This window comes from Azospirillum brasilense (assembly GCF_001315015.1).
GTDB lineage: Bacteria > Pseudomonadota > Alphaproteobacteria > Azospirillales > Azospirillaceae > Azospirillum > Azospirillum brasilense.
The window spans coordinates 1,620,644-1,645,700 of sequence record NZ_CP012915.1; the positions used below are offsets into that span (position 1 = coordinate 1,620,644).

The window sequence follows — 25,057 nt, forward strand, 5'->3', positions numbered from 1 at the left end:
CTTCACCCGGCTCAGGCCGCGTCCAGCCCGTAGGCGGTGTGCAGCGCGCGCAGCGCCAGCTCCGCATACTCCTCGGCGATCAGGACGGAGATCTTGATCTCGGAGGTGGAGATGACCTGGATGTTGATGCCCTTGTCGGCCAGCGCCTTGAACATGCGCTGCGCGACGCCGGCGTGGCTGCGCATGCCGACACCGATCACCGACACCTTCACCACGTTGGCGTCGGAAACGATGCGCTTGTAGTTCAGCTCGGCCTGGGCGTCCTCCAGCACCTTGACGGCGCGGGCGATGTCGGCCTTGCCGACCGTGAAGGTCATGTCGGTGGACTTGCCGTCTTCCGACACGTTCTGGACGATCATGTCGACATTGACGGCGGCGTCGGTCAGCGGACCGAAGATGCTGGCCGCCACGCCCGGACGGTCGGCGACGCCGATGAGGGTGATCTTCGCCTCGTCGCGGCTGTAGGCGATGCCGCTCACAACTTCCTTTTCCACGATCTCGTCCTCGTCAACAACAAGGGTACCGGGAAGCGCGCTGCCGGCGGCCTCCTCGAAGCTCGACAGAACCTGCACGCGCACGCGGTGGTTCATCGCCATCTCGACCGAGCGGGTCTGCAGGACCTTCGCCCCCTGCGACGCCAGCTCCAGCATCTCCTCGTAGGTGATCTTGGAGAGCTTGCGCGCCTTGGTGACGATTCGCGGGTCGGTGGTGTAGACGCCGTCCACATCGGTGTAGATGTCGCAGCGGTCGGCCTTCAGCGCCGCCGCCAAGGCGACCGCCGAGGTGTCGGAGCCGCCGCGGCCCAGCGTGGTGATGCGCCCGCTCTCGGTCACGCCCTGGAAACCGGCGATCACGGCGACCTCGCCGGTGTTCATCCGCTTGTCCAGCTCCGCCGTGTCGATGGACACGATGCGCGCCTTGCCGTGCGTCTCGTCGCTGTAGATGGGAATCTGCCAGCCGAGCCAGGACCGCGCCTGGATGCCGAGCGACTGCAGCGCGATGGCGAGGAGACCGGAGGTCACCTGCTCGCCCGAAGCGACGATGGCGTCGTACTCGCGCGCGTCGTGCAGCTTGTCGATGTCGTTGCAGTATTTCACGAGCTGGTTGGTCACGCCGGACATCGCCGACACGACGACGGCGACCTGATGCCCCGCCTTGACTTCCTGCTCGACCTTTCGGGCCACGTTCTTGATGCGGTCGATGTCGCCGACCGACGTGCCGCCGAACTTGAGGACGATCCGCGCCATACCTCACACCATGTCTGGGCCGGCACATAAGCCGGCAGTCCGCGCCCCCGCTCTACCGTTGCCGGCGCGGGGCGGCGTATCCATACTCTGTCGCTCACAGCGAGGCAAGTTCGCCCCGCAATTGTTCTCGCAATCCAAGCATACGGGATTTCTTTCATGACCGCGACCGCCGGAACCGCAGGCACCGCAGGCACTGTCGACCCCCAGGACATCGCCCGCTTTTCGGCCATCGCCGCGGAATGGTGGGACCCCACCGGCAAGTTCCGGCCCCTGCACCGGCTGAACCCGCTGCGGCTGGCCTACATCCGCGACACGCTGTGCCGCCGCTTCGGCCGCGACCCGCTGGCGACGGAGCCGCTGAAGGGCCTGCGCATCGTCGACATCGGCTGCGGCGGCGGCCTGCTGGCGGAGCCCGTCGCCCGCATGGGCGCCACCGTGGTCGGCGTGGACGCGGCGGAGCGCAACATCCGCACCGCCGCCGCCCACGCCGCGGAAACCGGCACCCCCGTCGACTACCGCGCCACCACCGCCGAGGCGCTGGCGGCCAGCGGCGAGCGCTTCGACGCCGTCCTGGCGATGGAGGTGATCGAGCATGTCGCCGACGTGCCGCTGTTCGTGAAGTCCTGCGCGGCGCTGACGGCGCCGGGCGGCGCGCTGTTCCTGGCGACGCTGAACCGCACGCCGAAATCCTTCGCGCTGGCCATCGTCGGGGCGGAGTACATCCTGCGCTGGCTGCCCCGCGGCACCCACAACTGGCGCCAGTTCCTGCGCCCCGGCGAACTGGCCGCCGCCGTGCGCGCCGAGGGGCTGGCGATCCGCGACCTGACCGGCATCACCTACAACCCGCTGTCCGACGAGTTCCGGCTGAACCCGCGTGATCTCGACGTGAATTACATGGGCTGGGCGGAGCGGGCCTGAACGTACAGAGCACCGGCGGCGCGTACGGGCGTACATACGTACGCGTCGCCGGTGATGGCGCGGGTGCTGGCTGAAGAGGCGATGACATCGCGAGCCGCACAACAAAAAAACGGGAGAGCCCATGGCTCTCCCGTTTTTTTGTGTTCGCAGGAAACGCGTCTTATGCGGCGTGGCTGGCTTCGTGCTGGGTCAGCAGCGCGTAGATCGCGTCCGCCGAGTCCGAACCGCGCAGCTTCTCGCACATGGACTGGTCGCGCAGCAGGCGTGACACGCGGGCCAACGCCTTCAGATGGTCGGCGCCGGCATGGTCCGGAGCCAACAGCAGGAAAATCAGATCGACCGGCTGCTCATCGATCGCATCGAAGTCGATGGGCCGCTCCAGCCGGGCGAAGACGCCGTGGACGCGGTCGAGGTTGGGCAGCTTGCCGTGCGGGATGGCGATGCCATGCCCCACGCCGGTTGTGCCCAACCGCTCGCGCTCCAGAAGGACGTCGAAGATCGCCCGTTCGTGCTGGCCGGTCAGCTCGGACGCCTTGCGCGCCAAGTCCTGCAGGGCCTGCTTTTTGCTGCCGGCCTTCAGGTTCGGAAGAATGGCGTGCGGCGTGATGAGATCGAGCATGACGCTTTGGGTGTGGTTGGAACGGAAACCGGACTCAGGCGCCGGCCTTCTCCGCCGGGTCCACCCAACCGATGTTGCCATCGGCGCGGCGGTAGACCAGGTTCAGGCGGCCATGGGCGCCGTTGCGGAACATCAGGGCCGGAGCGTCGGCGAGTTCCATGCGCATCACCGCCTCGCTGACCGCCAGGGTCGCGATGTTGGTTTCCATCTCGGCGATCACGATGGGCTGCGCCTCTTCGGCAGCGGCCTCTTCGCTCTCCACATGGGCCTCGTCCTTCTCCGCTTCCAGGATCTGGTAGCGGGCCGGGAAGGCTTCCTGCGCGGGGGCTTCGACGCTGTGGTGGTCGCGCAGGCGGCGCTTGTAGCGGCGCAGGCGCTTGGCCAGCTTCTCGCACGCGGTGTCGAAGGCGGGATACGGCTCGGTGGCGTCGGACGCACTCTGAAGGACGATCCCACGACCGACATGGACCTGAATGTCGGCCTTGAACAGATGCGCTTCGCGCGTCAGGACGACGTTGGCCTCGATCGGCTTGTTGAAATACTTGCCGACGATGGTGTTCAGGCTGTCCGCGACGTGGGTGCGCAGAGCGTCGCCAACGTCAAGCTGCTTGCCTTTGACGGTCAGTTGCATTTTGGGATGTTTCCAATCTGGTCCGCGATAGACATAGGACGACGGAAGGCCGCCACGTGCGGACGGGGACCATAGTGACGGCGGTATGGGCTGTCAATCAAGGACGACCCCCTCCCGGCCCGGTTACATGCGTGACATCTTGGCACGGCGTCGCTGCACCGATGACGGAATGCGCATCGCTTCACGATACTTCGCGACCGTCCGGCGCGCAATGTCGATCCCTTCACCACGAAGGATTTCGACGATTTTATCGTCCGACAACACGTCGTCCGGCTTCTCGGCGTCGATCATCGCCTTGATGCGGTAGCGCACGGCCTCCGCCGAGTGGGCGGCCTGCCCGTCGGCCCCCTGGATGGCGGAGGTGAAGAAATATTTCAGCTCGAACACGCCGCGCGGCGTCGCCATGAACTTGTTGGTTGTGACACGGCTGACCGTGCTCTCGTGCATGCCGATCGCCTCGGCGATGTCGCGCAGGATCAGCGGCTTCAAATGCGAGACGCCGTGGATGAAAAAGGCGTCCTGCTGCCGGATGATCTCGCTGGCCACCTTCAAAATCGTGGTGGCGCGCTGGTGCAGCGACTTGACCAGCCAGTTGGCCGATTGGAAGCGCTCGGTGATGTATTCCTTGTCCGCCTTGTTGCGGGCGGTGCCGGAGATGCGCGCGAAATAACGGTGGTTGACCAGCACCCGCGGCAACGTGTCCGGGTTCAGGTCGATCAGCCAGCCGCCGCCCGGGTTGGCGCGCATCAGGATGTCGGGGGTGACGAGCTGGGCCGGCGTGTGGTCGAAGCTGAGCGCCGGCTTGGGGTTCAGCTTGCGGATCTCCGCCACCATGTCGGCGACGTCCTCGGCGTCCACGCCGCAGACCTTCATCAGCGCCGGCAGGTTGCGCGCCGCCAGCAGCTCCAGATGGTCGAGCAGGGCCTCCATCGCCGGGTCGAAGCGGTTCTTCTCGCGCAGCTGGATCGCCAGACATTCCTTCAACGACCGCGCGAAGATGCCCGGCGGGTCGAAGCGCTGGCAGGCGGCGAGCACCCGTTCCACCCGCTCCGGCGCGCAGCCGAGCTGCCCCGCGAGGCTCTCGACCTCCAGCCCGGTGATCCAGCCGGCCTCGTCCAGCATGTCGATCAGCGCCAGACCGATGAGCTGGTCGCCGAGGTCCGGCAGGTCGATCTTCAACTGCTCGGTCAGATGGTCGCGCAGGCTCTTCTGGCCGGTCAGCGTGGCTTCCAGGTTGGACTCGTCGTCCTCGAAGCCGCCGCGGCCGCCGCGCTCCTGCCAGGAGCCGTAGACGTCGCTGGAGCCGTCCGTCCCGTCGGAGAAACGGTCGTCGGAATAGACATTCTCGAAATCGGTGTCGAGCGGCGCGTCGGAGGCCGACCCCATCGTCTCCGACGACGTCATCTCCACCGTGTCGCGGGTGCGCCCGTCGGTCATCGGCGGCTGGCGCTCCTCCGGCGCGGCAAGGTCCACCGCTCCGGGCTCGCCCCCGCCGTCACCGGCACCGTCGCCCCCGGATTCGCCGCCGCCCTCGCCGGGACCGCCGTCGCGCTCCAGCAAAGGGTTCTGCTCGATCTCCCGATCCACGAAATCCGACAGTTCGATGTTCGACAGCTGCAGCAGCTTGATGGCCTGCTGCAGCTGCGGAGTCATCACCAGGGACTGGGACTGACGAAGATCGAGGCGTTGGCTGAGCGCCATGGGCAGGGAAACCGCACTAGAGGCTGAACCGGTCCCCGAGGTAGACCCGGCGCACGTCCTCGTGCGCCACGATCTCGGCCGGTTCTCCCTCCATTAGTACCACACCATCGTGCAAGATGTATGCCCGATCGACGAGGTCGAGCGTTTCACGCACGTTGTGGTCGGTGATGAGCACGCCGATGCCGCGGTCGCGCAGGTGGCTGACCAGCTCGCGGATGTCGTTCACCGCGATCGGGTCGATGCCGGCCAGCGGCTCGTCGAGCAGGATGAAGTGCGGCTGGGAGGCCAGCGCGCGGGCGATCTCGACGCGCCGCCGCTCGCCGCCCGACAGCGCCAGCGCCGGGGCGCGGCGCAGGTGGGTGATCGAGAACTCCGCCAGCAGCTCGTCCAGCATCTGCTCGCGCGTGTCGCGGTTGGGCTCCACGACCTCCAGCACGGAGCGGATGTTGTTCTCCACCGACATGCCGCGGAAGATCGACGCCTCCTGCGGCAGATAGCCGATGCCCAGCCGCGCCCGCCGGTACATGGGCAGCGCCGTGATGTCCTGCCCATCCAGCAGAATGGTGCCGGAATCGGCGGCGATCAGCCCGGTGATCATGTAGAAGCAAGTCGTCTTGCCCGCCCCGTTGGGGCCGAGCAGGCCGACCGCCTCGCCGCGCTGGACCGTCACGGTCACGTCGCGGACGACCGGGCGCTTCTTGTAGGCCTTGCCCAGATGCAGGGCCACCAGCCCTTCGGTCGGGCGCACGTCGGTGGCGGGGTGGTCCGCCGGGTGACCCGACGCGTTCGGGGCGGAAAGGGTCGGACCGCCGAGGTCCCGGTCTTCGATGTCCATGGCCATTGATTCGCTGCCGGGTCGGTCAGGGCTTCGCGGCGGGCGTTCCGCCCGGTTGGGCGGCGGGCGTGCCACCCGACTGGGCGGTGGGCTTGCCACCGGGGGCGCCCGGCTCCTGGCCGGGGATCAGAAGGCCCATCACCCGCCCGCCGGTGGCGGGGCCGGCGATCACCCGGTTGACCTTGGTCTTCATGTTCATCTCGGCGGCGTCGCCATTGAGCTGGTTGTCGTTGCGGGTGATCTTGACGTTGCCCAGCAGCACCGCCGTCTCGTCGGCCACCGAATAGACCAGCTTGTCGGACAGCGCCACGTCGGTCGCGGTGGTCACCACCACGCTGCCGGCGCCGTCGATGCGCTCCATCTGGGTCGAGCCGTCCGGCATCTTCTTGAGCTGGCCGATCAGAATGTCGGCGCGCAGCCGGTCGCCGTTGGCGATGCGCACGGCCACGGCGTCGCCACGGGCCACCGTCAGGTTCTTCGCCTCGTAATATTCCAGCGTGTCGCGCGCCGTCACGATGTCGGTGCGGGTGACCAGCTTGAGGTTGCGTCCCGTGACCACCGCCACCTGCTTGTCCACGTCGTAAACGCCGCGCTCGCCGAAGACCTCCTGGGTCGGGCTGACGATGCGCACGTTGCCTTCGGCGAGAAGCTGGAACACCTCGTTCCCCTTGCCGGGCACCTCGCGGTAGTAGGCGGTCAGCACGTCGGCGTAGACGGTGCTGTCGGTGCGCTTGGCCGAGGCGTTGCCGCGCGCCACGTAGGCGCGCACGTCCTGATGCCATTCGATGGCTTGATCGGCGTTGACCTCGACCGGGTTGGGGCCGCCGCCGAGGCCGGGCAGCCCCTGGGCCGCCGGGACGGAGGCCCCCGACACCAGGAGGAACACGGCCAACAGCGGGGCCGCAAAGGTGGCTGCACTCAACGCGTCTTTCCTCCCGGGCTTTCGGCGGCCTGGACGTCGGCCTTGGACTGGTTCAGGAACACCATCGTCTTGCCACGGTCGGACAGGCGGAAACCCTCGGCGTTGATGACGCCCTGCGGCCCCTGGCCCACGACATGGACATCGCCCCAGGCGGTGCCCTTGCGGATGTCGGATTCCGCTTCCTCGGTGGTGAACTCGTTGCCGTCGTCGCGCATGACGCGGACATGGCCCCGCATCTGCAGGATGCCGGTGACCTGATTGTACCAGCCCTTGTCGGAACGGATGGTCACCCAGGTGCCATCGGTCTGGGTCATCTCCGCCTCCGGCTGGTCGAGCAGGACGATGTCCGGCTGATCGGCGATGCGGTCGGCCTTGGCGGCCACCAGCGAGAAGGGCTGGTTTTCCTCGTCCACCGCGATGTAGCGCGGCTTGATCATCTCAAGCTGGCCCTTGTCGGCGGAGATGCGCAGGGTCGGCAACTCGGTCAGCGACGGCCAGACGGCGATCAGCGCCATCACCGCCAGCGCCAGCGCCGGAAGCGCGAACTTCATCCCGGTGACGAAGCGGCTGTAGACCCGGCTGACCGGGCGGATATCCCGGCGCCGGTGGACGCGCTTGGCCGCCTCGCCGTCCGGCGCCGCCCCTTGCGGCGCCCCCGGCATGGCCATGAGTTGCGCGGCGAGGGAAGGCGCATTGGCGCGCCGATCCTCCGTTTTCACCGTCCGATCCTTCAGGTCGCTGTCCATGGCGTCAACCGTCCTCCGGCTGCCCGTCACGCCGCCCCGGCGCGCAGGCAATCGTGAATGTGCACAACACCGAGCGGCCGGTCCGCCTCCACCACGAACAGGCTGGTGATCTGCTTCGCGTTCATTTCCCGCAGCGCCTCTTCGACCAGCGCCTTGGGGCGGATGGTCTTGGGCCGCGGCGACATGATGCTGTCGGCGCGCTCCGCCCACAGCTCGGGTGTCAGATGGCGGCGGAGGTCGCCGTCCGTGATCACTCCGGCGAGCGCGCCCGTAGCGTCCACCACGCCGACGCAGCCCAGCCGCTTGGCCGTCATCTCGAATATGACGGTGGAAAGCGGCGTATCCAAGGCGCACAGGGGCATATCCTCGCCCTTGTGCATCACGTCGGTCACCTTCAGCAGCGCCCGGCCAAGCTGGCCGCCGGGATGGAACTGCTTGAAATCCGCCGCCGTGAAGCCGCGCCGCTCCAGCAGCGCCACCGCCAGGGCGTCGCCCAGCGCCAGCATCATCGTGCTCGACGTGGTCGGGGCCAGACCCAGCGGGCAGGCCTCCGGGGCCGGCGGCAGCACCAGCGCCACGTCCGCCTGCTCGGCCAGGGAAGAGCCGGCGCGCCGGGTGATGCCGATCAGCGGGATGTCGAAGCGGCGGGTGTAGGCGACGATGTCCGACAGCTCGTGCGTCTCGCCGGAGTTGGACAGGGCGATGACCGCGTCCTGCCGGGCGATCATGCCGAGGTCGCCGTGACTCGCCTCGCCCGGATGGACGAAGAAGGCCGGCGTGCCGGTGGAGGCCAGGGTCGCGGCGATCTTGCGCGCCACATGGCCGGATTTGCCCATGCCGGAGACAACGACGCGCCCGGTTATCCCGGCCAGCCGGTCCAGCGCGCGCGCGAAGGCGCCGTCCAGCCCGTCCGCCAATGCGGTCAGGGCCTCGGCCTCCATCCGCAGGACGCGCCGGGCGCTCGCGATGTCGCGGTCGGCCGCGGCGTCAGACGGGCAGTCGGCCGGGCGATCGATCAGGCTGGATGCCAGGCTGGATGCGGTCAGGCTCGTCAAGGCGGTGCTTGCCTCTTCTGATTGGCACATGGGGCCGAAAACGGGTACTCCGACTGGCAGCGCGCGTATCCGCGACAACGGGCCAGCCGCCGCGCGGGCAGTATGCCCACCCGCGCGCGTCCGGTCAAATCAACGTCCGGAGGGCTTGACCTATTCCACCGGAGCTCCTGTCCCGGCGCCGGCCCTCAATGCGGCAGCCCTCAATGCGACAGGATGTCCGGCTGCTCCCAGCCTCCGAGATCCAGTTCGCCGCGGGCCGGCAGGAAATCGAAGCAGGCCTTGGCGAGATGGGTCCGCCCCTCGCGCGCCAGCATGACGTCGAGCTTCTCCTTGAGGTCGTGCAGGTGCAGCACGTCGGAGGCGGCGTATTTCATCTGCTCCGGGGTCAGTTCCGCGGCGCCCCAGTCGGAGGACTGCTGCTGCTTGGACAGCTCCACCCCCAGCAGGTCCTTCACCAGATCCTTCAGGCCATGCCGGTCGGTGAAGGTGCGGACCAGCTTGGACGCCACCTTGGTGCAATAGACCGGCTGGCAGGCGACGCCGAGATAGGCGCGCATCACCGCCACGTCGAAACGGGCGAAGTGGAACAGCTTGGTGACCTCGGGGTCGGCGAGCAGGCGCTTCAGATTGGGCGCCTCGTACTGGCCCTTGCGGAACTGGACCAGATGGACCGTGCCGTCGCCGGGGGAGAGCTGGACCAGGCACAGCCGGTCGCGGTGGGGGTTCAGCCCCATGGTCTCGGTGTCGATGGCGACGGCGCCGCCGCGGGCGAGGGACTTCAGGTCGAGACCGTCCGGCAGGTCGCCGTCATGGAGGTCGATGGGCATTGGGTGGCTTCCCGCTCAGTAGGACGGCCCCCGGCCACGGACCCCAGAAACGACGAACGCCGCTCTGCTACCTGTCCGTCCCGCTGGGGGAGGTCCGTAGCATGCGGCGCAGCCGGGTAGATATGGTGCCCAGGAGAAGACTCGAACTTCCACGACATTTCTGCCACAGGTACCTGAAACCTGCGCGTCTACCAATTCCGCCACCTGGGCTCGGTGTGGGCCGCTTATGTAGCCGTCTGGCGGAGACCCGTCAACAGCTTTTTTTCACGGTCGCGCCGAAAGCTCTGCCGGGCGCGAAATGGGCCGCGGGCGGCGCGGCAGGCCCTAGCCTCTTCCGGGAGGTTTCTATATAAGCAACCCCCGATCCGGTCGCCCCGCCCCGCTGGCGGGCGGCCCGGCAGGGAAGAATTTGCGGGCCCAACGGCACGGGAGAAGGTCGATGTCCTATCGCTCTGAAGTGGTCACGGTGTTCGGCGGTTCGGGATTCGTCGGCCGCCATCTCATTCGCCGCCTCGCCAAGACCGGCGCCATCGTGCGCGTGGTGTCGCGCCATCCGAACCAGGCCAACTTCCTGAAGACCGCCGGCTCGGTCGGCCAGATCGTGCCGATGGCCGCCGACGTGAAGGACGACCAGTCGGTCGCGCGGGCCATCCAGGGCGCGGACACCGTCATCAACCTGATCGGCACGCTCTACGAGCGCGGGGCCTGGAATTTCCAGACCGTGCATGTCGACGCCCCGGCGCGCATCGCCCGCATCGCCAAGGCCAGCGGCGTGCGCCGCCTCGTCCACATCTCGGCCATCGGCGCCGACGCCAAGTCGGCCTCGGCCTACGCCAAGTCCAAGGCGGCGGGCGAGCAGGCGGTGATGCAGGCCTTCCCCGGCGCCACCATCATCCGCCCGAGCATCGTCTTCGGGCCGGAGGACGGCTTCTTCAACAAGTTCGCCGCCATGGCGCAGGTTTCCCCGGCGCTGCCGCTGATCGGCGGGGCGACGAAGTTCCAGCCGGTCTATGTCGGTGATCTGGCCGACGCCATCGCCGCCGCCGTGACGCTGGATTCGGCCGCCGGCCGGACCTTCGAGCTGGGCGGGCCGCGCGTCTACAGCTTCAAGGAGCTGATGCAGCTCATGCTGCGGGAGATCCGCCGCAAGCGCTTCCTCGTCCCGGTTCCCTGGAGCGTGGCGGAGACGCTGGGTGGCCTGCTGGAGAAGGTCCCGCCGATCGTCGCCCCGCCGCTGACCCGCGATCAGGTGGAGATGCTGCGGACCGACAACGTCGCCGCCGCCGGCGCGCCGGGCTTCAAGGAGTTGGGCATCGCCAACCTGTCGAGCTGCGAGGTGGTCCTGCCGACCTACCTGTCGCGCTTCATCGTCGGCGGCCGCTCCAACACGACGCCGCGCGACGCTGGAAATCATTCCGGCGCGCACTGACCGTCACGGCCCCGCGCCATCGACAAGGAAAGCCCCGGCCCGCCGCCGGGGCTTTCGCCGTTTCGCGGGCTTGCCATCCCGTACGGAAGAGCCGCGCAAGGGTGCCCTGCGGCGCGCGGCCTTGATTCCCGCGCCTGCCTGCCGCATCTGGCCCCCTCATCGGATTGACGGAAGGGGCGCGGGGAGTCATGCAGACGGCAACGCAGGATTTCACCATACGGGAATTCGCCGACCGCGCCCCAGGCGCCCGGCTGGCCTCCCTGACGGCCTTCTTCGTCAACGGCTCCGTCTTCGGCGTCTGGGCCACCCAGATCCCGGCGATCAAGGACCACCTGGACCTTAGCCCCGGCGTGCTCGGCGTCGCCCTGCTCTGCCTCGCCGCCGGGGCGCTGACCGCGATGGTCGGCAGCGGCCCGCTGCTCGGCCGCGTCGGCAGCGCGCCGGTGATCCGGATCACCGCCCTGTTCTTCGCCCTGATCCTGCCGCTGCCGGCGCTGATGCCGGACCTGCTGTCGCTGTGCGCGGTGCTGTTCCTGTTCGGGGCGGCAGGCGGCACCATGGACGTGGCGATGAACGCCCACGGCGCCTTGGTGGAACGCCATCTCGGGCGGCCCATCATGTCGTCGCTGCACGGCATGTGGAGCCTGGGCGGCCTGTTCGGCGCCGGGGTGGGCGGCCTGCTACTGCAAGTCCTGCCGCCCCCGGTCCAAGCCTCCATCCTCGCCGCGGCGCTGCTGCTCCTGTTCTTTGCGCTGCACCGCCGCTTTCTGCCCGGAAGCGCCGATCAGCAGGCGGAACCGTCGGGCCTCGCCTTGCCCGACCGCGGCACGCTGCTGCTGGGGGCGCTGACCTTCCTCGCTTTTATGAGCGAGGGCGCGATCCTGGACTGGAGCGCCGTCTATCTGCGCGAGGATCTGGGGGGTGCAGCGTCGATCGCGGCGCTGGGCTTCGCCGTCTTTTCCGGCGCTATGGCGGTGGGCCGCTTCTGCGGCGACCGGCTGCGCCAGCGGTTCGGCGGGCCGGTGCTGGTCCGGGCGGGAGCTGTGTTGGCCTTCGCCGGGCTGGCGGTTGCGCTGACCGGCGGCGGGCCGGTGGTGGCGGTCGCCGGGTTCGGGCTGACCGGGCTCGGCCTGTCGAATGTGGTGCCGGTGCTGTTCAGCGCCGCCGGCGCCAAGGCGGAGGGGGAAGCCGGTCAGGCCATCGCGGCGGTCGCGACCCTCGGTTACGCCGGCGTGCTGACCGGTCCGGCCCTGCTCGGCTTCGTGGCGGAGGCCAGCACGGTGGGCTTTTCCTTCGCCCTGGTCGCCGCACTGGCTCTGGTCATCGCCGCGGCCTCCTCGCGCGCCGTCGCCCAACGGGGCTGAGGCGCGCGGGAGGCCCGCTGCTTACAGGTAAAGAAACGCCAGCATCCCCGACCCGATGGCGATGCGGTACCAGGCGAAGGGCGCGAAGCCGTAGCGCCCGACGAAGTCCACCAGCACCTTGACCACCAGCGCCGCCGCGATGAAGGCGGTGACGAAGCCGACCCCGATCAGCAGCGCGGAGTCGACGTTCATCAGGCTCCAGTTCTTGTAGAGATCGTAGACCGTGGCGCCGGCCATGGTCGGGATCGCCAGGAAGAAGGAGAATTCCGCGGCGGTCCGCCGGTCCACCCCCATCAGCAGCGAGCCGAGGATCGTAGCACCCGAGCGCGACACGCCTGGCACCAGCGCCAGGCACTGGCACAAGCCGATCTTCAGCGCGAGCGGCGCCGGAAAGCGTTCGATCTGGTGGTAGCGCGGGGCGGGCACCAGCCGCTCCGCCATCAGGATCGCCACGCCGCCCAGGATCAGCGCGATGCTGACCACCGTCGGGTTGAACAGCACCGCCTTGATGACGCCGTGCAGCGCCGCCCCCAGCACCATCGCCGGCAGGAAGGCCAGGATCACCGCCATCGCGAAGTGGCGGGCGCCCGGATCGTCCTTCAATCCGGTGACCACCTTCCACAGCCGGGCGAAATAGACCGTGCAGATCGCCAGGATCGCACCGAGCTGGATCACCACCTCGAACACCTTGCCCGGCGGGCCTTCGAAGCCCAGCAGGGTGTCGAAAATGATCAGGTGGCCGGTGGACGAAACCGGCAGAAATTCGGTCAGCCCTTCGATCAGGCCGAGCAGAGCGGCGTCCAGATATTGGTCGATCAACATGCGGCGCGGGGCCTCTGACAAGATTGCAGGGGGCAATGCCCGGCTTATAGCAGCGCAACATGGCGAAGGCGACGACCCATGGGGCGATACCCCGAATTGGGCTATAGTCCCGGATCGGACCTAATATTCTTGCTTGTTTTTCAGGCACTCCGGCTCTTCCCGGAGGCATCCGCGACACCGAGTCACAGTTTGGTCAGCCATGCTGCCCTAACGGCGAAAATATGCTCGCGCGACGCCTTCTCTTGCGGTATATGACGTTCAGACCGCGTGACCGCGGGCTTTCGTTTTCACTGCGGCCACGCCCCTCGCCATGCCCCACCGGCACAAAAAGGGTCGCCCGGCCGCCGGCGCCGTCCCCATGCACGGGACACGGGAAGAAGGAGCAGGCGTTATGGCGAACCAGAGGATGTTGGGCTTCGTGCACACCGCGCAGCGGATGCCCGACAAACGCCCGGCCGCGGAGCGCCGCCAGGATTTCGCCGAGATCTACGCCCGCTTCTCCGACGAGCGCGCCAACGAGCAGGCCAACCGCTGCTCGCAGTGCGGCGTTCCCTTCTGCCAGGTGCACTGCCCGGTCTCCAACAACATCCCCGACTGGTTGAAGCTGACCTCCGAAGGCCGGCTGGAGGAGGCGTACGAGGTCTCCCAGGCCACCAACAACTTCCCGGAGATCTGCGGCCGCATCTGCCCGCAGGACCGCCTGTGCGAAGGCAACTGCGTCATCGAGCAGTCCACCCACGGCGCCGTCACCATCGGGTCGGTGGAGAAGTACATCAACGACACCGCCTGGGATCAGGGCTGGGTGAAGCCGCGCACGCCGTCGCGCGAGCTGGGCCTGTCGGTCGGCGTCATCGGCGCCGGTCCCGCCGGCCTCGCCGCCGCCGAGGAACTGCGCGCCAAGGGCTACGAGGTGCACGTCTACGACCGCTACGACCGCATGGGCGGCCTGCTGGTCTACGGCATCCCCGGCTTCAAGCTGGAGAAGTCGGTGGTCGAGCGCCGCGTGAAGCTGCTGGCCGACGCCGGGGTGATCTACCACCCGAACTTCGAGGTCGGCCGCGACGCCTCCCTGCCGGAGCTGCGCCGCAAGCACGTCGCCGTGCTGGTCGCCACGGGCGTCTACAAGGCGCGCGACATCAAGGCGCCGGGCTCGGGCCTGGGCAACATCGTGGCGGCGTTGGACTATCTGACCACCTCCAACAAGGTCAGCCTGGGCGACACGGTGGAGGCGTACGAGAACGGCTCCCTGAACGCCGCGGGCAAGCATGTGGTGGTGCTGGGCGGCGGCGACACCGCCATGGACTGCGTGCGCACGGCCATCCGCCAGGGCGCCACGTCGGTCAAGTGTCTGTACCGCCGCGACCGCAAGAACATGCCGGGCTCGCAGCGCGAGGTCGCCCACGCCGAGGAAGAGGGCGTGGAGTTCATCTGGCAGGCCGCCCCCGAAGGCTTCACCGGCGATACGGTGGTGACCGGCGTGCGCGCCGTGCGCATCCATCTGGGTGTCGCCGACGCCACCGGCCGCCAGACCCCGCAGGTGATCGAGGGGTCGGAGTTCACCGTCCAGGCTGATCTGGTCATCAAGGCGCTCGGCTTCGAGCCCGAGGACCTGCCGAACGCCTTCGACGAGCCGGAACTGAAGGTGACCCGCTGGGGCACGCTGCTGGTCGATCATCGCACCAAGATGACCAACATGGACGGAGTCTTCGCCGCCGGTGATATCGTGCGCGGCGCCTCGCTGGTGGTGTGGGCCATCCGCGACGGCCGCGACGCGGCCGAGGGCATCCACGCCTACGCCAAGGCGAAGGCCGAGGCACCGGTTGCCGTGGCGGCTGAATAAGCCGCCGCCGGACAGCGGGCTGAATAAGCCAAGCAATCCATAATTCCGCGGGTTCCAGGGGTCCATTTCGGCCCTTGGCGGGGGTGAAGGGGCGAAGTCCCCTTTCCGAACAGACTGATTGAAAGGGTCCACCGATGACCACCGAGTTGAACCAGGGTGAGCAGTTCGTCGCCGACTTCCGCGCCAACGCCGCGGCGCTGACCACTGCCAACGCCTACAACCCGGAGGATGAGCACGACGCCTGCGGCGTCGGCTTCATCGCCGCGATCGACGGCAAGCCCCGCCGCTCGGTGGTCGAGAAAGGCATCGAGGCGCTGAAGGCCGTCTGGCACCGCGGCGCCGTGGACGCCGACGGCAAGACGGGCGACGGTGCCGGCATCCACGTCGCCGTGCCGCAGAAGTTCTTCAAGGACCATGTGAAGGTCATCGGCCACCGCGCGCCGGACAACAAGCTGGCCGTCGGCCAGGTCTTCCTGCCGCGCATCAGCCTGGACGCGCAGGAAGCCTGCCGCTGCATCGTCGAGACCGAGATCCTGGCCTTCGGCTACTACATCTATGGCTGGCGCCAGGTGCCGATCAACGTCGACATCATCGGCGAGAAGGCCAACGCCACCCGTCCGGAGATCGAGCAGATCATCGTCGGCAACAACAAGGGCGTGTCCGACGAGCAGTTCGAGCTGGACCTCTACATCATCCGTCGCCGCATCGAGAAGGCGGTGAAGGGTGAGCAGATCAACGACTTCTACATCTGCTCGCTGTCCGCCCGCTCGATCATCTACAAGGGCATGTTCCTGGCGGAGCAGCTGACCACCTTCTACCCGGACCTGCTGGACGAGCGGTTCGAGTCCGACTTCGCCATCTACCACCAGCGCTATTCGACCAACACCTTCCCGACCTGGCCGCTGGCCCAGCCCTTCCGCATGCTCGCCCACAACGGCGAGATCAACACGGTCAAGGGCAACGTCAACTGGATGAAGGCGCACGAGACCCGGATGGAGCATCCGGCCTTCGGCACCCACATGCAGGACCTGAAGCCGGTGATCGGCGTCGGCCTGTCGGACTCCGGCTCGCTCGACACCGTGTTCGAGGTGATGGTCCGCGCCGGCCGCACGGCCCCGATGGTCAAGATGATGCTGGTGCCGCAGGCGCTGACCAGCTCGCAGACCACGCCGGACAACCACAAGGCGCTGATCCAGTACTGCAACTCCGTCATGGAGCCGTGGGACGGCCCGGCCGCGCTGGCCATGACCGACGGCCGCTGGGTCGTCGGCGGCATGGACCGCAACGGCCTGCGCCCGATGCGCTACACGATCACCACCGACGGCCTGATCATCGGCGGGTCCGAGACGGGCATGGTGAAGATCGACGAGACCCAGGTCATCGAGAAGGGCCGCCTCGGCCCGGGCGAGATGATCGCCGTCGACCTCCAGTCCGGCAAGCTCTACCGCGACCGCGAGCTGAAGGACCATCTCGCCACGCTGAAGCCGTGGGACAAGTGGGTGCAGAACACCACCCACCTGGACGAGCTGGTCAAGACCGCCTCGCTGAAGGGCGAGCCGTCGGACATGGACAAGGCCGAGCTGCGCCGCCGCCAGCAGGCCTTCGGCCTGACCATGGAAGACATGGAGCTGATCCTGCATCCGATGGTGGAGGACGGGAAGGAGGCCATCGGCTCGATGGGCGATGACAGCCCCATCGCCGTGCTGTCCGACAAGTACCGCGGCCTGCACCACTTCTTCCGCCAGAACTTCTCGCAGGTCACCAACCCGCCCATCGACTCGCTCCGTGAGCGCCGGGTGATGAGCCTGAAGACGCGGCTCGGCAACCTCGGCAACATCCTGGACGAGGACGAGACGCAGACCCGCCTGCTGCAGCTCGAATCGCCGGTCCTGACGACCGCCGAGTTCCGCGCCATGCGCGACTACATGGGCGACACGGCGGCCGAGATCGACGCGACCTTCCCGGTCGACGGCGGTCCGGAGGCCCTGCGCGACGCGCTGCGCCGCATCCGCCAGGAGACGGAGGACGCCGTTCGCGGCGGCGCCACCCACGTCATCCTGACCGACGAGGCGATGGGCCCGGCGCGCGCCGCCATCCCGGCGATCCTCGCCACCGGTGCGGTGCACACGCACCTGATCCGCTCCAACCTGCGCACCTTCACCTCGCTGAACGTGCGCACGGCGGAGGGGCTGGACACCCACTACTTCGCCGTTCTGATCGGCGTCGGCGCCACCACGGTCAACGCCTACCTCGCCCAGGAGGCCATCGCCGAGCGTCACCGCCGCGGCCTGTTCGGTTCCATGCCGCTGGAAAAGGGCATGGCCAACTACAAGAAGGCCATCGACGACGGCCTGCTGAAGATCATGTCCAAGATGGGCATCTCGGTCATCAGCAGCTACCGCGGCGGCGGCAACTTCGAGGCCATCGGCCTGTCGCGCGCGCTGGTCGCCGAGCATTTCCCGGCGATGGTCAGCCGCATCTCCGGCATCGGCCTGAACGGCATCCAGAAGAAGGTGCTGGAGCAGCACGCCACCGCCTACAACGAGGAGGTCGTGGCCCTGCCGGTCGGCGGCTTCTACCGCTTCCGCAAGTCGGGCGACCGCCACGGCTGGGAAGGCGGCGTGATCCACACGCTGCAGCAGGCGGTGACCAACGACAGCTACACCACCTTCAAGAAGTACAGCGAGCAGGTGAACAAGCGTCCGCCGATGCAGCTCCGCGACCTGCTGGAGCTGCGCTCCACCAAGGCCCCGGTGCCGGTGGACGAGGTGGAGAGCATCACCGCGATCCGCAAGCGCTTCATCACCCCCGGCATGTCCATGGGCGCCCTGTCGCCCGAGGCCCACGGCACGCTGAACGTCGCCATGAACCGCATCGGCGCCAAGTCCGACAGCGGCGAGGGCGGCGAGGACCCGGCGCGCTTCCGTCCGGACAAGAACGGCGACAACTGGAACAGCGCCATCAAGCAGGTGGCCTCGGGCCGCTTCGGCGTCACCGCCGAGTACCTGAACCAGTGCCGCGAGCTGGAGATCAAGGTCGCCCAGGGCGCCAAGCCCGGCGAGGGCGGCCAGCTCCCCGGCTTCAAGGTGACCGAGATGATCGCGCGGCTGCGTCACTCGACGCCGGGCGTGATGCTCATCAGCCCGCCGCCGCACCACGACATCTACTCGATCGAGGATCTCGCCCAGCTCATCTATGACCTGAAGCAGATCAATCCGGATGCGAAAGTGACGGTGAAGCTGGTCAGCCGTTCCGGCATCGGAACGATTGCCGCGGGCGTCGCCAAGGCCAACGCCGACATCATCCTGATCTCCGGCAACAGCGGCGGCACGGGCGCCAGCCCGCAGACCTCGATCAAGTTCGCCGGCCTGCCCTGGGAGATGGGCCTGTCGGAGGTCCATCAGGTCCTGACGCTGAACCGCCTGCGCCACCGCGTGCGGCTGCGCACCGACGGCGGCCTGAAGACGGGCCGCGACATCGTGATCGCCGCCATGCTGGGCGCGGAGGAGTTCGGCATCGGCACGGCCAGCCTGATCGCCATGGGCTGCATCATGGTCCGCCAGTGCCACAGCAACACCTGCCCGGTCGGCGTCTGCGTGCAGGACGACAAGCTGCGCCAGAAGTTCGTCGGCACGCCGGAGAAGGTCGTCAACCTCTTCACCTTCCTGGCGGAAGAGGTCCGTGAGATCCTGGCCGGCCTGGGCTTCCGCTCGCTGAACGAGGTGATCGGCCGCACCGACCTGCTCCATCAGGTCAGCCGCGGCGCCGAGCATCTCGACGATCTCGACCTGAACCCGCTGCTGGCCCAGGTCGATCCCGGCGAGAACGCCCGCTACTGCACGCTGCAGGGCCGCAACGAGGTGCCGGACACGCTGGACGCCCGCATCGTCGCCGACGCCCGTCCGCTGTTCGAGGAGGGCGAGAAGATGCAGCTCGCCTACAACGCCCGCAACACGCAGCGCGCCATCGGCACGCGGCTGTCCTCGATGGTGACCCGCAAGTTCGGGATGTTCGGGCTGCAGCCCGGCCACATCACCATCCGTCTGCGCGGCACCGCCGGCCAGTCGCTCGGCGCCTTCGCGGTGCAGGGCATCAAGCTGGAGGTCATGGGCGACGCCAACGACTATGTCGGCAAGGGCCTGTCGGGCGGCACCATCGTCGTCCGCCCGACGACCTCCAGCCCGCTGGAGACCAACAAGAACACGATCATCGGCAACACGGTTCTCTATGGTGCTACGGCGGGCAAGCTGTTCGCCGCGGGCCAGGCCGGCGAGCGGTTCGCCGTCCGCAACTCCGGCGCCACCGTGGTGGTCGAAGGCTGCGGCTCCAACGGCTGCGAATACATGACGGGCGGCACGGCGGTCATCCTCGGCCGCGTCGGCGACAACTTCGCCGCCGGCATGACGGGCGGCATGGCCTATGTCTACGACCTGGACGACAGCCTGCCGCTGTACATCAACGACGAGAGCGTGATCTTCCAGCGCATCGAGGTCGGCCATTACGAGAGCCAGCTCAAGCACCTGATCGAAGAGCATGTGACGGAGACGCAGAGCCGCTTCGCCGCCGAGATCCTCAACGATTGGGCGCGTGAGGTGACCAAGTTCTGGCAAGTCGTTCCGAAGGAAATGCTCAACCGCCTGGAAGTTCCGGTCCATCTGCCGAAGGCCATCTCGGCGGAGTAAGACCCAAGCACTAAGTCTCAGGTCGATTGTGCATACGCGAACGGCGGTCCGGGGTAACCGGGCCGCCGTTTTTCACGCCCGCCGCCGCACGGGCGTCCTTTTCATGGCACCGGTTCTTGGAATAATCTGGTTGGGAATAATCTGGTGCGGAATGGGTTGTTAGGACCGCCTGGGGGCATCCGCAACCACACGGGAGGGCGTCATGCCGGCAGAGGACGGCTTGCGCATCAACATTCGCTTCGCCACGACGGCCGACGGGCCGCGCTGCGCCGACATCTTCCTGCACGGGCGCCGCGCCGCCTTTTCCTGGCAACCCGAGGACCGGTTCGGCCTGGACGACTATTACGACTGCGTGGACGGGGAAGAGGTGCTGGTGGCCGAACTGGACGGTGCCGGAGCGGGCGCCTGGGCGACGCCCCGGCTGGTCGTCGGCTTCGTCTCCGTCGATGCCAGCGAGCGCTTCATCCACACCCTGTTCATCGACCCGCTGTGGCGCGGGCGGGGCATCGGCAGCGCCCTGCTGCGCGAGGCGCTGACCCTGCTGCGCGGCTCGGCGGAATTGGCCTGCGCCTCACGCAACGCGGCGGCCCGCGCCTTCTACGAGCACAACGGCTGGACCCCGGTTCCCGCCGCCGAAACCGGAGGGGATGCGGAACCCCTGGTGGTCTACCGCAAATCCGCCCTTTGACACCCTCCCGGCACGGTTAATCCATAAGCCGAAGGAGCGGCATCACAGGCCAAAGCGCAGACTGTTTTCCACGCTCCCCATACGCTACAGTCCGGCCCGGCATGCGGACACTCCATCACCACCCCCTCCATCCCTTGTCCCGCGTCGCGCGGGTGATGCTGGCCGAGAAGGGTCTTCCCTTCGACACGGTCATCGAGAAGCCGTGGGAACGGCGCGAGGATTTCCTGATGCTGAACCCCGCCGGCGAGCCGCCGGTGCTGGTGGAGGAGGACGGAACCGTCGTGGCCGGCGGGCTGCCTGTGCTGGAGTATCTGGAGGAGGCCTACCCCGACGTGGCCCTGATGCCGCGGGAGGTGGCGGCCCGCGCCGAGGTGCGCCGGATCGTCGACTGGTTCACCCGGACCTTCGACCGCGAGGTGACCGAGAATCTGGTCGGCGAGAAGCTGATCAAGCGGTTGTCCGGCCAGGGCCACCCCTACGCCCCGGCGATCCGCGCCGGTCTGGCGAACATCCAGTACCATATGGAATACATCGCCTTCCTGTCGGAACGGCGCCCGTGGCTGGCCGGCTCCAGCTTCACGGTGGCCGACATCGCGGCGGCGGCGGCGCTGTCCTGCGTCGATTACGTGGACAACGTACCGTGGGATAAGGTGCCGGAAGCCAAGGACTGGTACGCCCGCATCAAGTCGCGCCCCAGCTTCCGCGGCCTGCTGACCGACAGCATCCCCGGCTGCCCGCCGCCCCGCCATTACGCCGACCTGGATTTCTGACCCGATCTGGATTTCTGACCCGATCTGTCCGGCCGGGATAGGCCCCGCCTGAAGGTGGAACCCCATCCGTACCGGTCTGTTTCGCTTTGGTTGCAGAACGGCAGAGGAGGATGGGGGCATGGCCCAACACGACTACGTGCGTCACACGCTCGATTGCCTGGAGGAGGCGCAAGCGGCCCTGCGGCTTGCCCAACGCAAGGGCCAGATCGCGCCGGAGGACGAGGACCAGCTGTCCCGCCGCCTCGAAGGAATCACCGAACGCATCGTCCAGGTTCAGGAGATGCATTGAACCGGGCCCGGGCCGCGCCCTCCCCGGCGCGGCCTGCGGCGACAGGCTGCCACTTGTGCCCGGACATGTTTGGAAGGAACAGCACAGGCTTGGCGGCTCGGCAAACCATGGGTGGCCATGGGTTTCCTTGTTGAACCGCCGCCCCGGTGAATCGTCCGCCAGTGTCCAGTCACGAGCCGCGCAATTTCCGGCCGCCCTTTGTCGAAAGCGTGGGCCGGTGGATCCGCCACCCGCCCTTGCTTCCCCTGCCGCGCCATGAGGCGCAGATCATTTCCCCGTGACGATTGGAAAGCATCTCACGGATCGCCTCCGTTGGAAATTCATCTCGCGAATGTGCGTATTCATGGCATCGTGAATTAGTTCACAATCTAATAGTTATAAATTGAATGATTTTATCTTTTTTGTAGACTCGGATTTGTAAATATGCATTTTATAAGGGTGAAATATAATAATTTGCACAACTATAAAATTAATGAAGTATCGAATGAGCACCGTCATTGGGACTGCCGGCAATGATACCCTGCAGGGTTCCGCTGGGGACGACACCATCGTTGGATTGCAGGGCAACGATACCCTTGAGGGCTTCGGGGGTAACGACAGACTCTGGGGCGACGACGGCAACGATGTATTGGATGGTGGCGCTGGAAGCGACGTGTTTTACGGCAATGACGGCAATGACACACTCTTCGGTGGCGGCAACTCTGGGACGGGTGATTTCGCAAACTACGCCGACCACCTCTACGGCGGGCCCGGCGATGATTATTACTTCCACAACTTCGCGCTTGGTGGCGTGACCGTAATCGACGACATGTCTGGCGACCAATTTGGAAACGCTGACGCCCTGTTCATGTACAATGCGACGACGCTCAACCTCTACTGGGTTGGGGATCGTTCGACTTTGTACATTTTCCAGCCGGGTGAGTGGGACGACGGCACCTTCGATAATGGCATTGTCATCCGTGGTATGCTGAGGAATCTGGGCAATCCAGGAGTGGGTACAATTGAATATGCCGTCCTCGACGGCGGTCAGATCACCACTTGGGACGCCGCAATATTCAACAGCTGGGATGTGCAATTCGCCTAAATTGGCTGATCATCAACTGAGTTTTTCGACAACCGGTCATTCGCCGTAGCTGGAGCCTGCGTTGCAGGCGGGCTCCAGCTTGCATGACGTCAGTCAAGTAACTGCCCCTGCTGGACATGGCGAAGGAGGATGCGACGATGAACGTGCTGGGAACATCGAATTTGACGAACGGTTCGGTACAGAGCCTCAACTCCCTCTCCCAAGCGACATCCGCATCACCAAAGACGGTTGCTGGAATTCCGGCGCCAACAGACCGGGTGTCGTTCAGCCCGTTGGCTTCGGCCCTTCATGATGAATCACTTACCGCCTTCAACGCATTGTCGGTTGAGACACGGTCTCAGCTTTCCTCTCTCGTCGACAGCGGCGCGCTCTCCGGCGAGGATGTGCACAACGCTTTGAAGCAACGAACCAAGGAGGCACGTCTCGGCGCTTATGCGGCAACCTTCCGCATGGCCAACAATGACAACGCCGGTCTGTTCTCCAGCGGTTCCGCGACGACGTCCGATTTTCGGGAGACGCTGCGCGCGGCTTCGGAAAAGCGGGCGGGAATGATGGAGAAGTTGTCCGCCTTGCTGCAGAGCGGGCAGGATGGCTCCGACGATTACGCCGCTCTGTCCGACCAACTCAAGGCATTGACGCCAAACGCTCGGTTGCTGGCTGGCGGGAGCGGTGTCGTCAACCCGTTCCAACCGATTGACCTAGGGGAATCCCGCCTGATGTCGACGCGCGGCGAAACCGACGCCGTTTACAAGCTGAAAGCCGCAGGTGTCGATTTGTCGGCCATCGACAAGGCTTTGCGCCCGATGGGTGAGCGTGACGCCGCGTCGCTGGTGGCCGAGCGTACCGGTCTCCCGCAGACGCATACAGTCTCGAAGGACCAGGAATTCTCATTGGATCAGGCGCTCATTCAGCCGATAACCGCACCACCTTCGGCGGCGGGGGCAGGTTCCGGTACCGATGGCCGTGTCATCGACACCGACTTCCTGACCAACGCCGGGTCCGCCATCGGACCGTTGAAGGGAAACGCCTTCGGTGAGGACGCAGAGGCAGCTCGGCAATATTGGCGGGGCCTGCGAGCCAACTACTGATCATTTATAAGGTGTAGGGCTCCCTCTACGCCACCCCGGCCATGCGCAGCGCCACCCCGGCCAGCGCGCAGGCGCCCAGGGTGGGCAGCATCCCCGCCTTGAAGCGGAACACCGCCAGCACCGCCGCCACGGTCAGCGCCAGCGCCGGCAGGTTGACGCTGGCGAGAACGGGCAGGTCAAGCGCCATGCCGGCGACGGACACCGGCTCCAGCCGGGCGAACAGCGTGTGCAGGGCGAACCACAGCGCAAGATTCAGGATCACCCCGACCACCGCCGCGGTGATCGCCGACAGGGCGGTGCCGAGCATCCGGTTTCCGCGAAGCGCCTCCACATAGGGCGCGCCGAGGAAAATCCACAGGAAGCAGGGCACGAAGGTGACCCAGGTGGTCAGCAGCCCGCCCAGCACCCCGGCCAGCAGCGGCGGCAGCGCCCCCGGATCGCGCAGCGCGCCGAGGAAGCCGACGAACTGCACCACCATGATCAGCGGTCCCGGCGTCGTCTCCGCCATGCCCAGCCCGTCCAGCATCTCGCCGGGATGGAGCCAGCCGTAGGTTTCCACCGCCTGCTGCGCCACATAGGCCAGCACGGCGTAGGCGCCTCCGAAGGTCACCACCGCCATCTTGGAGAAGAAGACGGCGATGCCCGTAAACGTGTTGTCCGGCCCCAGCGTCAGCAGCAGCGCCAGCACCGGCCCCAGCCACAGGGCGAGGCAGACCGCCCCGACCCGCAGCGACCAGGCGGTGGAGGGGCGCGCGTGGTCCGGCGTCCCCTCGCCCAGCAGGCTGCTCCCGTGCGTGGACGTATGCGGCCCGTGCGGCATCGGCCGGAAGGCGGAAACGCCCAGCCGCGCGCCACCCAGCCCGATCAGGGCGGCGGTCAGGATGATCAGCGGGAACGGGACATTGAAGGCGAAGATCGCCAGGAAGGCCGCCGCCGACAGGGCGACCATCGCCCCGTTCTTCAGCGTGCGCCGCCCGACGCGGACCACCGCCTCCAGCACGACGGCGAGCACGGCCGCCTTCAGCCCGAAGAACAGCCCCTGCACCGCCCCGGTGTGCCCCAGCGTCGCGTAGAGCAGGCTGAGCGCCATGATGGCCAGCGCGCCGGGCAGGACGAACAGGACGCCGGCGATCAGCCCGCCCACCGTCCGGTGCATCAGCCAGCCGATGTAGACGGCGAGCTGCTGCGCCTCCGGCCCCGGCAGCAGCATGCAGTAGTTCAGGGCGTGGAGGAACCGCTCCTCTCCGATCCACCTCTTCTCGTCCACCACCACGCGGTGCATCATGGCGATCTGGCCGGCCGGCCCGCCGAAGCTCAGCGCCGCGACCCGCGCCCAGACGCGCACCGCCTCCCACAGGCCTACCCCGTGGCCGGCGGTGTCCACACCGGGTGGGTTGGCGCTGTCCGTCTGGGTCATGCATCGTCTCCGGAGCACGCGAAGGGGCGCCATTGAGACCACAAGGGACGGTCCGCCGCCAGCGCGGAAATGTGACGGAATTC

General features: G+C 67.2%; 21 protein-coding genes and 1 tRNA gene. 10 read left to right on the forward strand and 12 right to left on the reverse strand.

Translation table 11 applies throughout. The features are described from left to right. Positions 1-11: 11 nt before the first annotated feature. Complete coding sequence (locus AMK58_RS21060; RefSeq protein WP_035677976.1) at positions 12-1,247, reverse strand: aspartate kinase; 1,236 nt, start codon at positions 1,245-1,247, stop codon at positions 12-14. Between the two features lie 156 nt (positions 1,248-1,403). Here AMK58_RS21060 and ubiG point away from each other — a divergent pair, with 156 nt between their 5' ends. Next, positions 1,404-2,165 (forward strand): bifunctional 2-polyprenyl-6-hydroxyphenol methylase/3-demethylubiquinol 3-O-methyltransferase UbiG, encoded by a 762-nt coding sequence (gene ubiG / locus AMK58_RS21065; protein ID WP_035677973.1) that lies wholly within the window; start codon positions 1,404-1,406, stop codon positions 2,163-2,165. Between the two features lie 160 nt (positions 2,166-2,325). Here ubiG and ptsN read toward each other — a convergent pair whose 3' ends face one another. The 9 genes from ptsN to AMK58_RS21110 all read right to left on the reverse strand — a co-directional run bounded on the left by ptsN (position 2,326) and on the right by AMK58_RS21110 (position 9,711). After that, complete coding sequence (gene ptsN / locus AMK58_RS21070) at positions 2,326-2,784, reverse strand: PTS IIA-like nitrogen regulatory protein PtsN (protein ID WP_014198055.1); 459 nt, start codon at positions 2,782-2,784, stop codon at positions 2,326-2,328. A 34-nt stretch (positions 2,785-2,818) separates the two neighbouring features. Then, the gene (gene hpf, locus AMK58_RS21075; RefSeq protein ID WP_014198054.1) at positions 2,819-3,415 is read right to left on the reverse strand and encodes a ribosome hibernation-promoting factor, HPF/YfiA family; all 597 of its coding nucleotides are present in this window, start codon (positions 3,413-3,415) and stop codon (positions 2,819-2,821) included. A 123-nt stretch (positions 3,416-3,538) separates the two neighbouring features. Then, positions 3,539-5,116 (reverse strand): RNA polymerase factor sigma-54, encoded by a 1,578-nt coding sequence (rpoN, locus tag AMK58_RS21080; RefSeq protein WP_035677972.1) that lies wholly within the window; start codon positions 5,114-5,116, stop codon positions 3,539-3,541. A gap of 16 nt (positions 5,117-5,132) precedes the next feature. Next, a complete protein-coding gene (gene lptB, locus AMK58_RS21085; protein ID WP_174436243.1) occupies positions 5,133-5,957 on the reverse strand; it encodes an LPS export ABC transporter ATP-binding protein in 825 nt (274 codons plus the stop codon). A gap of 19 nt (positions 5,958-5,976) precedes the next feature. Then, complete coding sequence (locus AMK58_RS21090) at positions 5,977-6,873, reverse strand: LptA/OstA family protein (protein WP_035677968.1); 897 nt, start codon at positions 6,871-6,873, stop codon at positions 5,977-5,979. Further along, positions 6,870-7,619, reverse strand: coding sequence for an LPS export ABC transporter periplasmic protein LptC (lptC, locus tag AMK58_RS21095; protein WP_035677966.1), 750 nt, complete (start codon positions 7,617-7,619; stop codon positions 6,870-6,872). The genes AMK58_RS21090 and lptC overlap by 4 nt, the downstream gene beginning before the upstream one ends. Positions 7,620-7,645: 26 nt before the next feature. Beyond that, entirely contained in the window at positions 7,646-8,674 is a 1,029-nt protein-coding gene (locus AMK58_RS21100; protein ID WP_104675436.1) for a KpsF/GutQ family sugar-phosphate isomerase, read from the reverse strand. 200 nt (positions 8,675-8,874) lie between these two features. After that, positions 8,875-9,501: a ribonuclease D gene (locus tag AMK58_RS21105; protein WP_035677964.1), complete on the reverse strand. Its 627-nt coding sequence runs from the start codon at positions 9,499-9,501 to the stop codon at positions 8,875-8,877. 123 nt (positions 9,502-9,624) lie between these two features. Next, a tRNA-Leu gene (locus tag AMK58_RS21110) sits at positions 9,625-9,711 on the reverse strand. 229 nt (positions 9,712-9,940) lie between these two features. Between AMK58_RS21110 and AMK58_RS21115 the strand changes: the two genes are divergently transcribed. Continuing rightward, on the forward strand, positions 9,941-10,930 hold the full coding sequence (locus AMK58_RS21115; protein ID WP_035677962.1) for a complex I NDUFA9 subunit family protein: 990 nt from the start codon (positions 9,941-9,943) through the stop codon (positions 10,928-10,930). 188 nt (positions 10,931-11,118) lie between these two features. Continuing rightward, positions 11,119-12,294, forward strand: a complete 1,176-nt coding sequence (locus tag AMK58_RS21120; RefSeq protein ID WP_051140556.1) for an MFS transporter — start codon at positions 11,119-11,121, stop codon at positions 12,292-12,294. Positions 12,295-12,315: 21 nt separating this feature from the next. Here AMK58_RS21120 and AMK58_RS21125 read toward each other — a convergent pair whose 3' ends face one another. Further along, on the reverse strand, positions 12,316-13,116 hold the full coding sequence (locus AMK58_RS21125) for an undecaprenyl-diphosphate phosphatase (RefSeq protein WP_035677959.1): 801 nt from the start codon (positions 13,114-13,116) through the stop codon (positions 12,316-12,318). A gap of 391 nt (positions 13,117-13,507) precedes the next feature. Here AMK58_RS21125 and AMK58_RS21130 point away from each other — a divergent pair, with 391 nt between their 5' ends. The 7 genes from AMK58_RS21130 (at position 13,508) to AMK58_RS21155 (ending at position 23,557) form a co-directional block, all read left to right on the forward strand. After that, positions 13,508-14,956 carry an NAD(P)-dependent oxidoreductase gene (locus AMK58_RS21130; RefSeq protein ID WP_035677957.1) on the forward strand — a complete coding sequence of 483 codons (1,449 nt, stop codon included), beginning with the start codon at positions 13,508-13,510 and terminating at the stop codon, positions 14,954-14,956. Positions 14,957-15,090: 134 nt separating this feature from the next. Then, positions 15,091-19,638, forward strand: coding sequence for a glutamate synthase large subunit (gene gltB / locus AMK58_RS21135; protein ID WP_035677953.1), 4,548 nt, complete (start codon positions 15,091-15,093; stop codon positions 19,636-19,638). 202 nt (positions 19,639-19,840) lie between these two features. Further along, positions 19,841-20,326, forward strand: coding sequence for a GNAT family N-acetyltransferase (locus tag AMK58_RS21140; protein WP_035677951.1), 486 nt, complete (start codon positions 19,841-19,843; stop codon positions 20,324-20,326). 101 nt (positions 20,327-20,427) lie between these two features. Next, positions 20,428-21,096, forward strand: coding sequence for a glutathione S-transferase family protein (locus AMK58_RS21145; protein ID WP_014198042.1), 669 nt, complete (start codon positions 20,428-20,430; stop codon positions 21,094-21,096). A 118-nt stretch (positions 21,097-21,214) separates the two neighbouring features. Then, entirely contained in the window at positions 21,215-21,385 is a 171-nt protein-coding gene (locus tag AMK58_RS30945; RefSeq protein ID WP_167555923.1) for a hypothetical protein, read from the forward strand. 484 nt (positions 21,386-21,869) lie between these two features. After that, entirely contained in the window at positions 21,870-22,469 is a 600-nt protein-coding gene (locus AMK58_RS21150; RefSeq protein ID WP_051140555.1) for a calcium-binding protein, read from the forward strand. 137 nt (positions 22,470-22,606) lie between these two features. Next, positions 22,607-23,557 (forward strand): hypothetical protein, encoded by a 951-nt coding sequence (locus tag AMK58_RS21155; RefSeq protein WP_137165214.1) that lies wholly within the window; start codon positions 22,607-22,609, stop codon positions 23,555-23,557. A 25-nt stretch (positions 23,558-23,582) separates the two neighbouring features. On the opposite strand, the gene chrA is transcribed toward AMK58_RS21155, so the two are convergent. Further along, positions 23,583-24,974 carry a chromate efflux transporter gene (gene chrA / locus AMK58_RS21160; RefSeq protein ID WP_059399379.1) on the reverse strand — a complete coding sequence of 464 codons (1,392 nt, stop codon included), beginning with the start codon at positions 24,972-24,974 and terminating at the stop codon, positions 23,583-23,585. Positions 24,975-25,057 lie beyond the last annotated feature (83 nt).

What these genes read in the sequence shown, in the direction of transcription:
- AMK58_RS21060 (WP_035677976.1), bottom strand. Translation starts at nt 1,247, where the DNA reads ATGGCGCGGATCGTCCTCAAGTTCGGCGGCACGTCGGTCGGCGACATC.
- ubiG (WP_035677973.1), top strand. Translation starts at nt 1,404, where the DNA reads ATGACCGCGACCGCCGGAACCGCAGGCACCGCAGGCACTGTCGACCCC.
- ptsN (WP_014198055.1), bottom strand. Translation starts at nt 2,784, where the DNA reads ATGCTCGATCTCATCACGCCGCACGCCATTCTTCCGAACCTGAAGGCC.
- hpf (WP_014198054.1), bottom strand. Translation starts at nt 3,415, where the DNA reads ATGCAACTGACCGTCAAAGGCAAGCAGCTTGACGTTGGCGACGCTCTG.
- rpoN (WP_035677972.1), bottom strand. Translation starts at nt 5,116, where the DNA reads ATGGCGCTCAGCCAACGCCTCGATCTTCGTCAGTCCCAGTCCCTGGTG.
- lptB (WP_174436243.1), bottom strand. Translation starts at nt 5,957, where the DNA reads ATGGCCATGGACATCGAAGACCGGGACCTCGGCGGTCCGACCCTTTCC.
- lptC (WP_035677966.1), bottom strand. Translation starts at nt 7,619, where the DNA reads ATGGACAGCGACCTGAAGGATCGGACGGTGAAAACGGAGGATCGGCGC.
- AMK58_RS21105 (WP_035677964.1), bottom strand. Translation starts at nt 9,501, where the DNA reads ATGCCCATCGACCTCCATGACGGCGACCTGCCGGACGGTCTCGACCTG.
- AMK58_RS21115 (WP_035677962.1), top strand. Translation starts at nt 9,941, where the DNA reads ATGTCCTATCGCTCTGAAGTGGTCACGGTGTTCGGCGGTTCGGGATTC.
- AMK58_RS21120 (WP_051140556.1), top strand. Translation starts at nt 11,119, where the DNA reads ATGCAGACGGCAACGCAGGATTTCACCATACGGGAATTCGCCGACCGC.
- AMK58_RS21125 (WP_035677959.1), bottom strand. Translation starts at nt 13,116, where the DNA reads ATGTTGATCGACCAATATCTGGACGCCGCTCTGCTCGGCCTGATCGAA.
- AMK58_RS21130 (WP_035677957.1), top strand. Translation starts at nt 13,508, where the DNA reads ATGGCGAACCAGAGGATGTTGGGCTTCGTGCACACCGCGCAGCGGATG.
- gltB (WP_035677953.1), top strand. Translation starts at nt 15,091, where the DNA reads ATGACCACCGAGTTGAACCAGGGTGAGCAGTTCGTCGCCGACTTCCGC.
- AMK58_RS21140 (WP_035677951.1), top strand. Translation starts at nt 19,841, where the DNA reads ATGCCGGCAGAGGACGGCTTGCGCATCAACATTCGCTTCGCCACGACG.
- AMK58_RS21145 (WP_014198042.1), top strand. Translation starts at nt 20,428, where the DNA reads ATGCGGACACTCCATCACCACCCCCTCCATCCCTTGTCCCGCGTCGCG.
- AMK58_RS30945 (WP_167555923.1), top strand. Translation starts at nt 21,215, where the DNA reads ATGGCCCAACACGACTACGTGCGTCACACGCTCGATTGCCTGGAGGAG.
- AMK58_RS21150 (WP_051140555.1), top strand. Translation starts at nt 21,870, where the DNA reads ATGAGCACCGTCATTGGGACTGCCGGCAATGATACCCTGCAGGGTTCC.
- AMK58_RS21155 (WP_137165214.1), top strand. Translation starts at nt 22,607, where the DNA reads ATGAACGTGCTGGGAACATCGAATTTGACGAACGGTTCGGTACAGAGC.
- chrA (WP_059399379.1), bottom strand. Translation starts at nt 24,974, where the DNA reads ATGACCCAGACGGACAGCGCCAACCCACCCGGTGTGGACACCGCCGGC.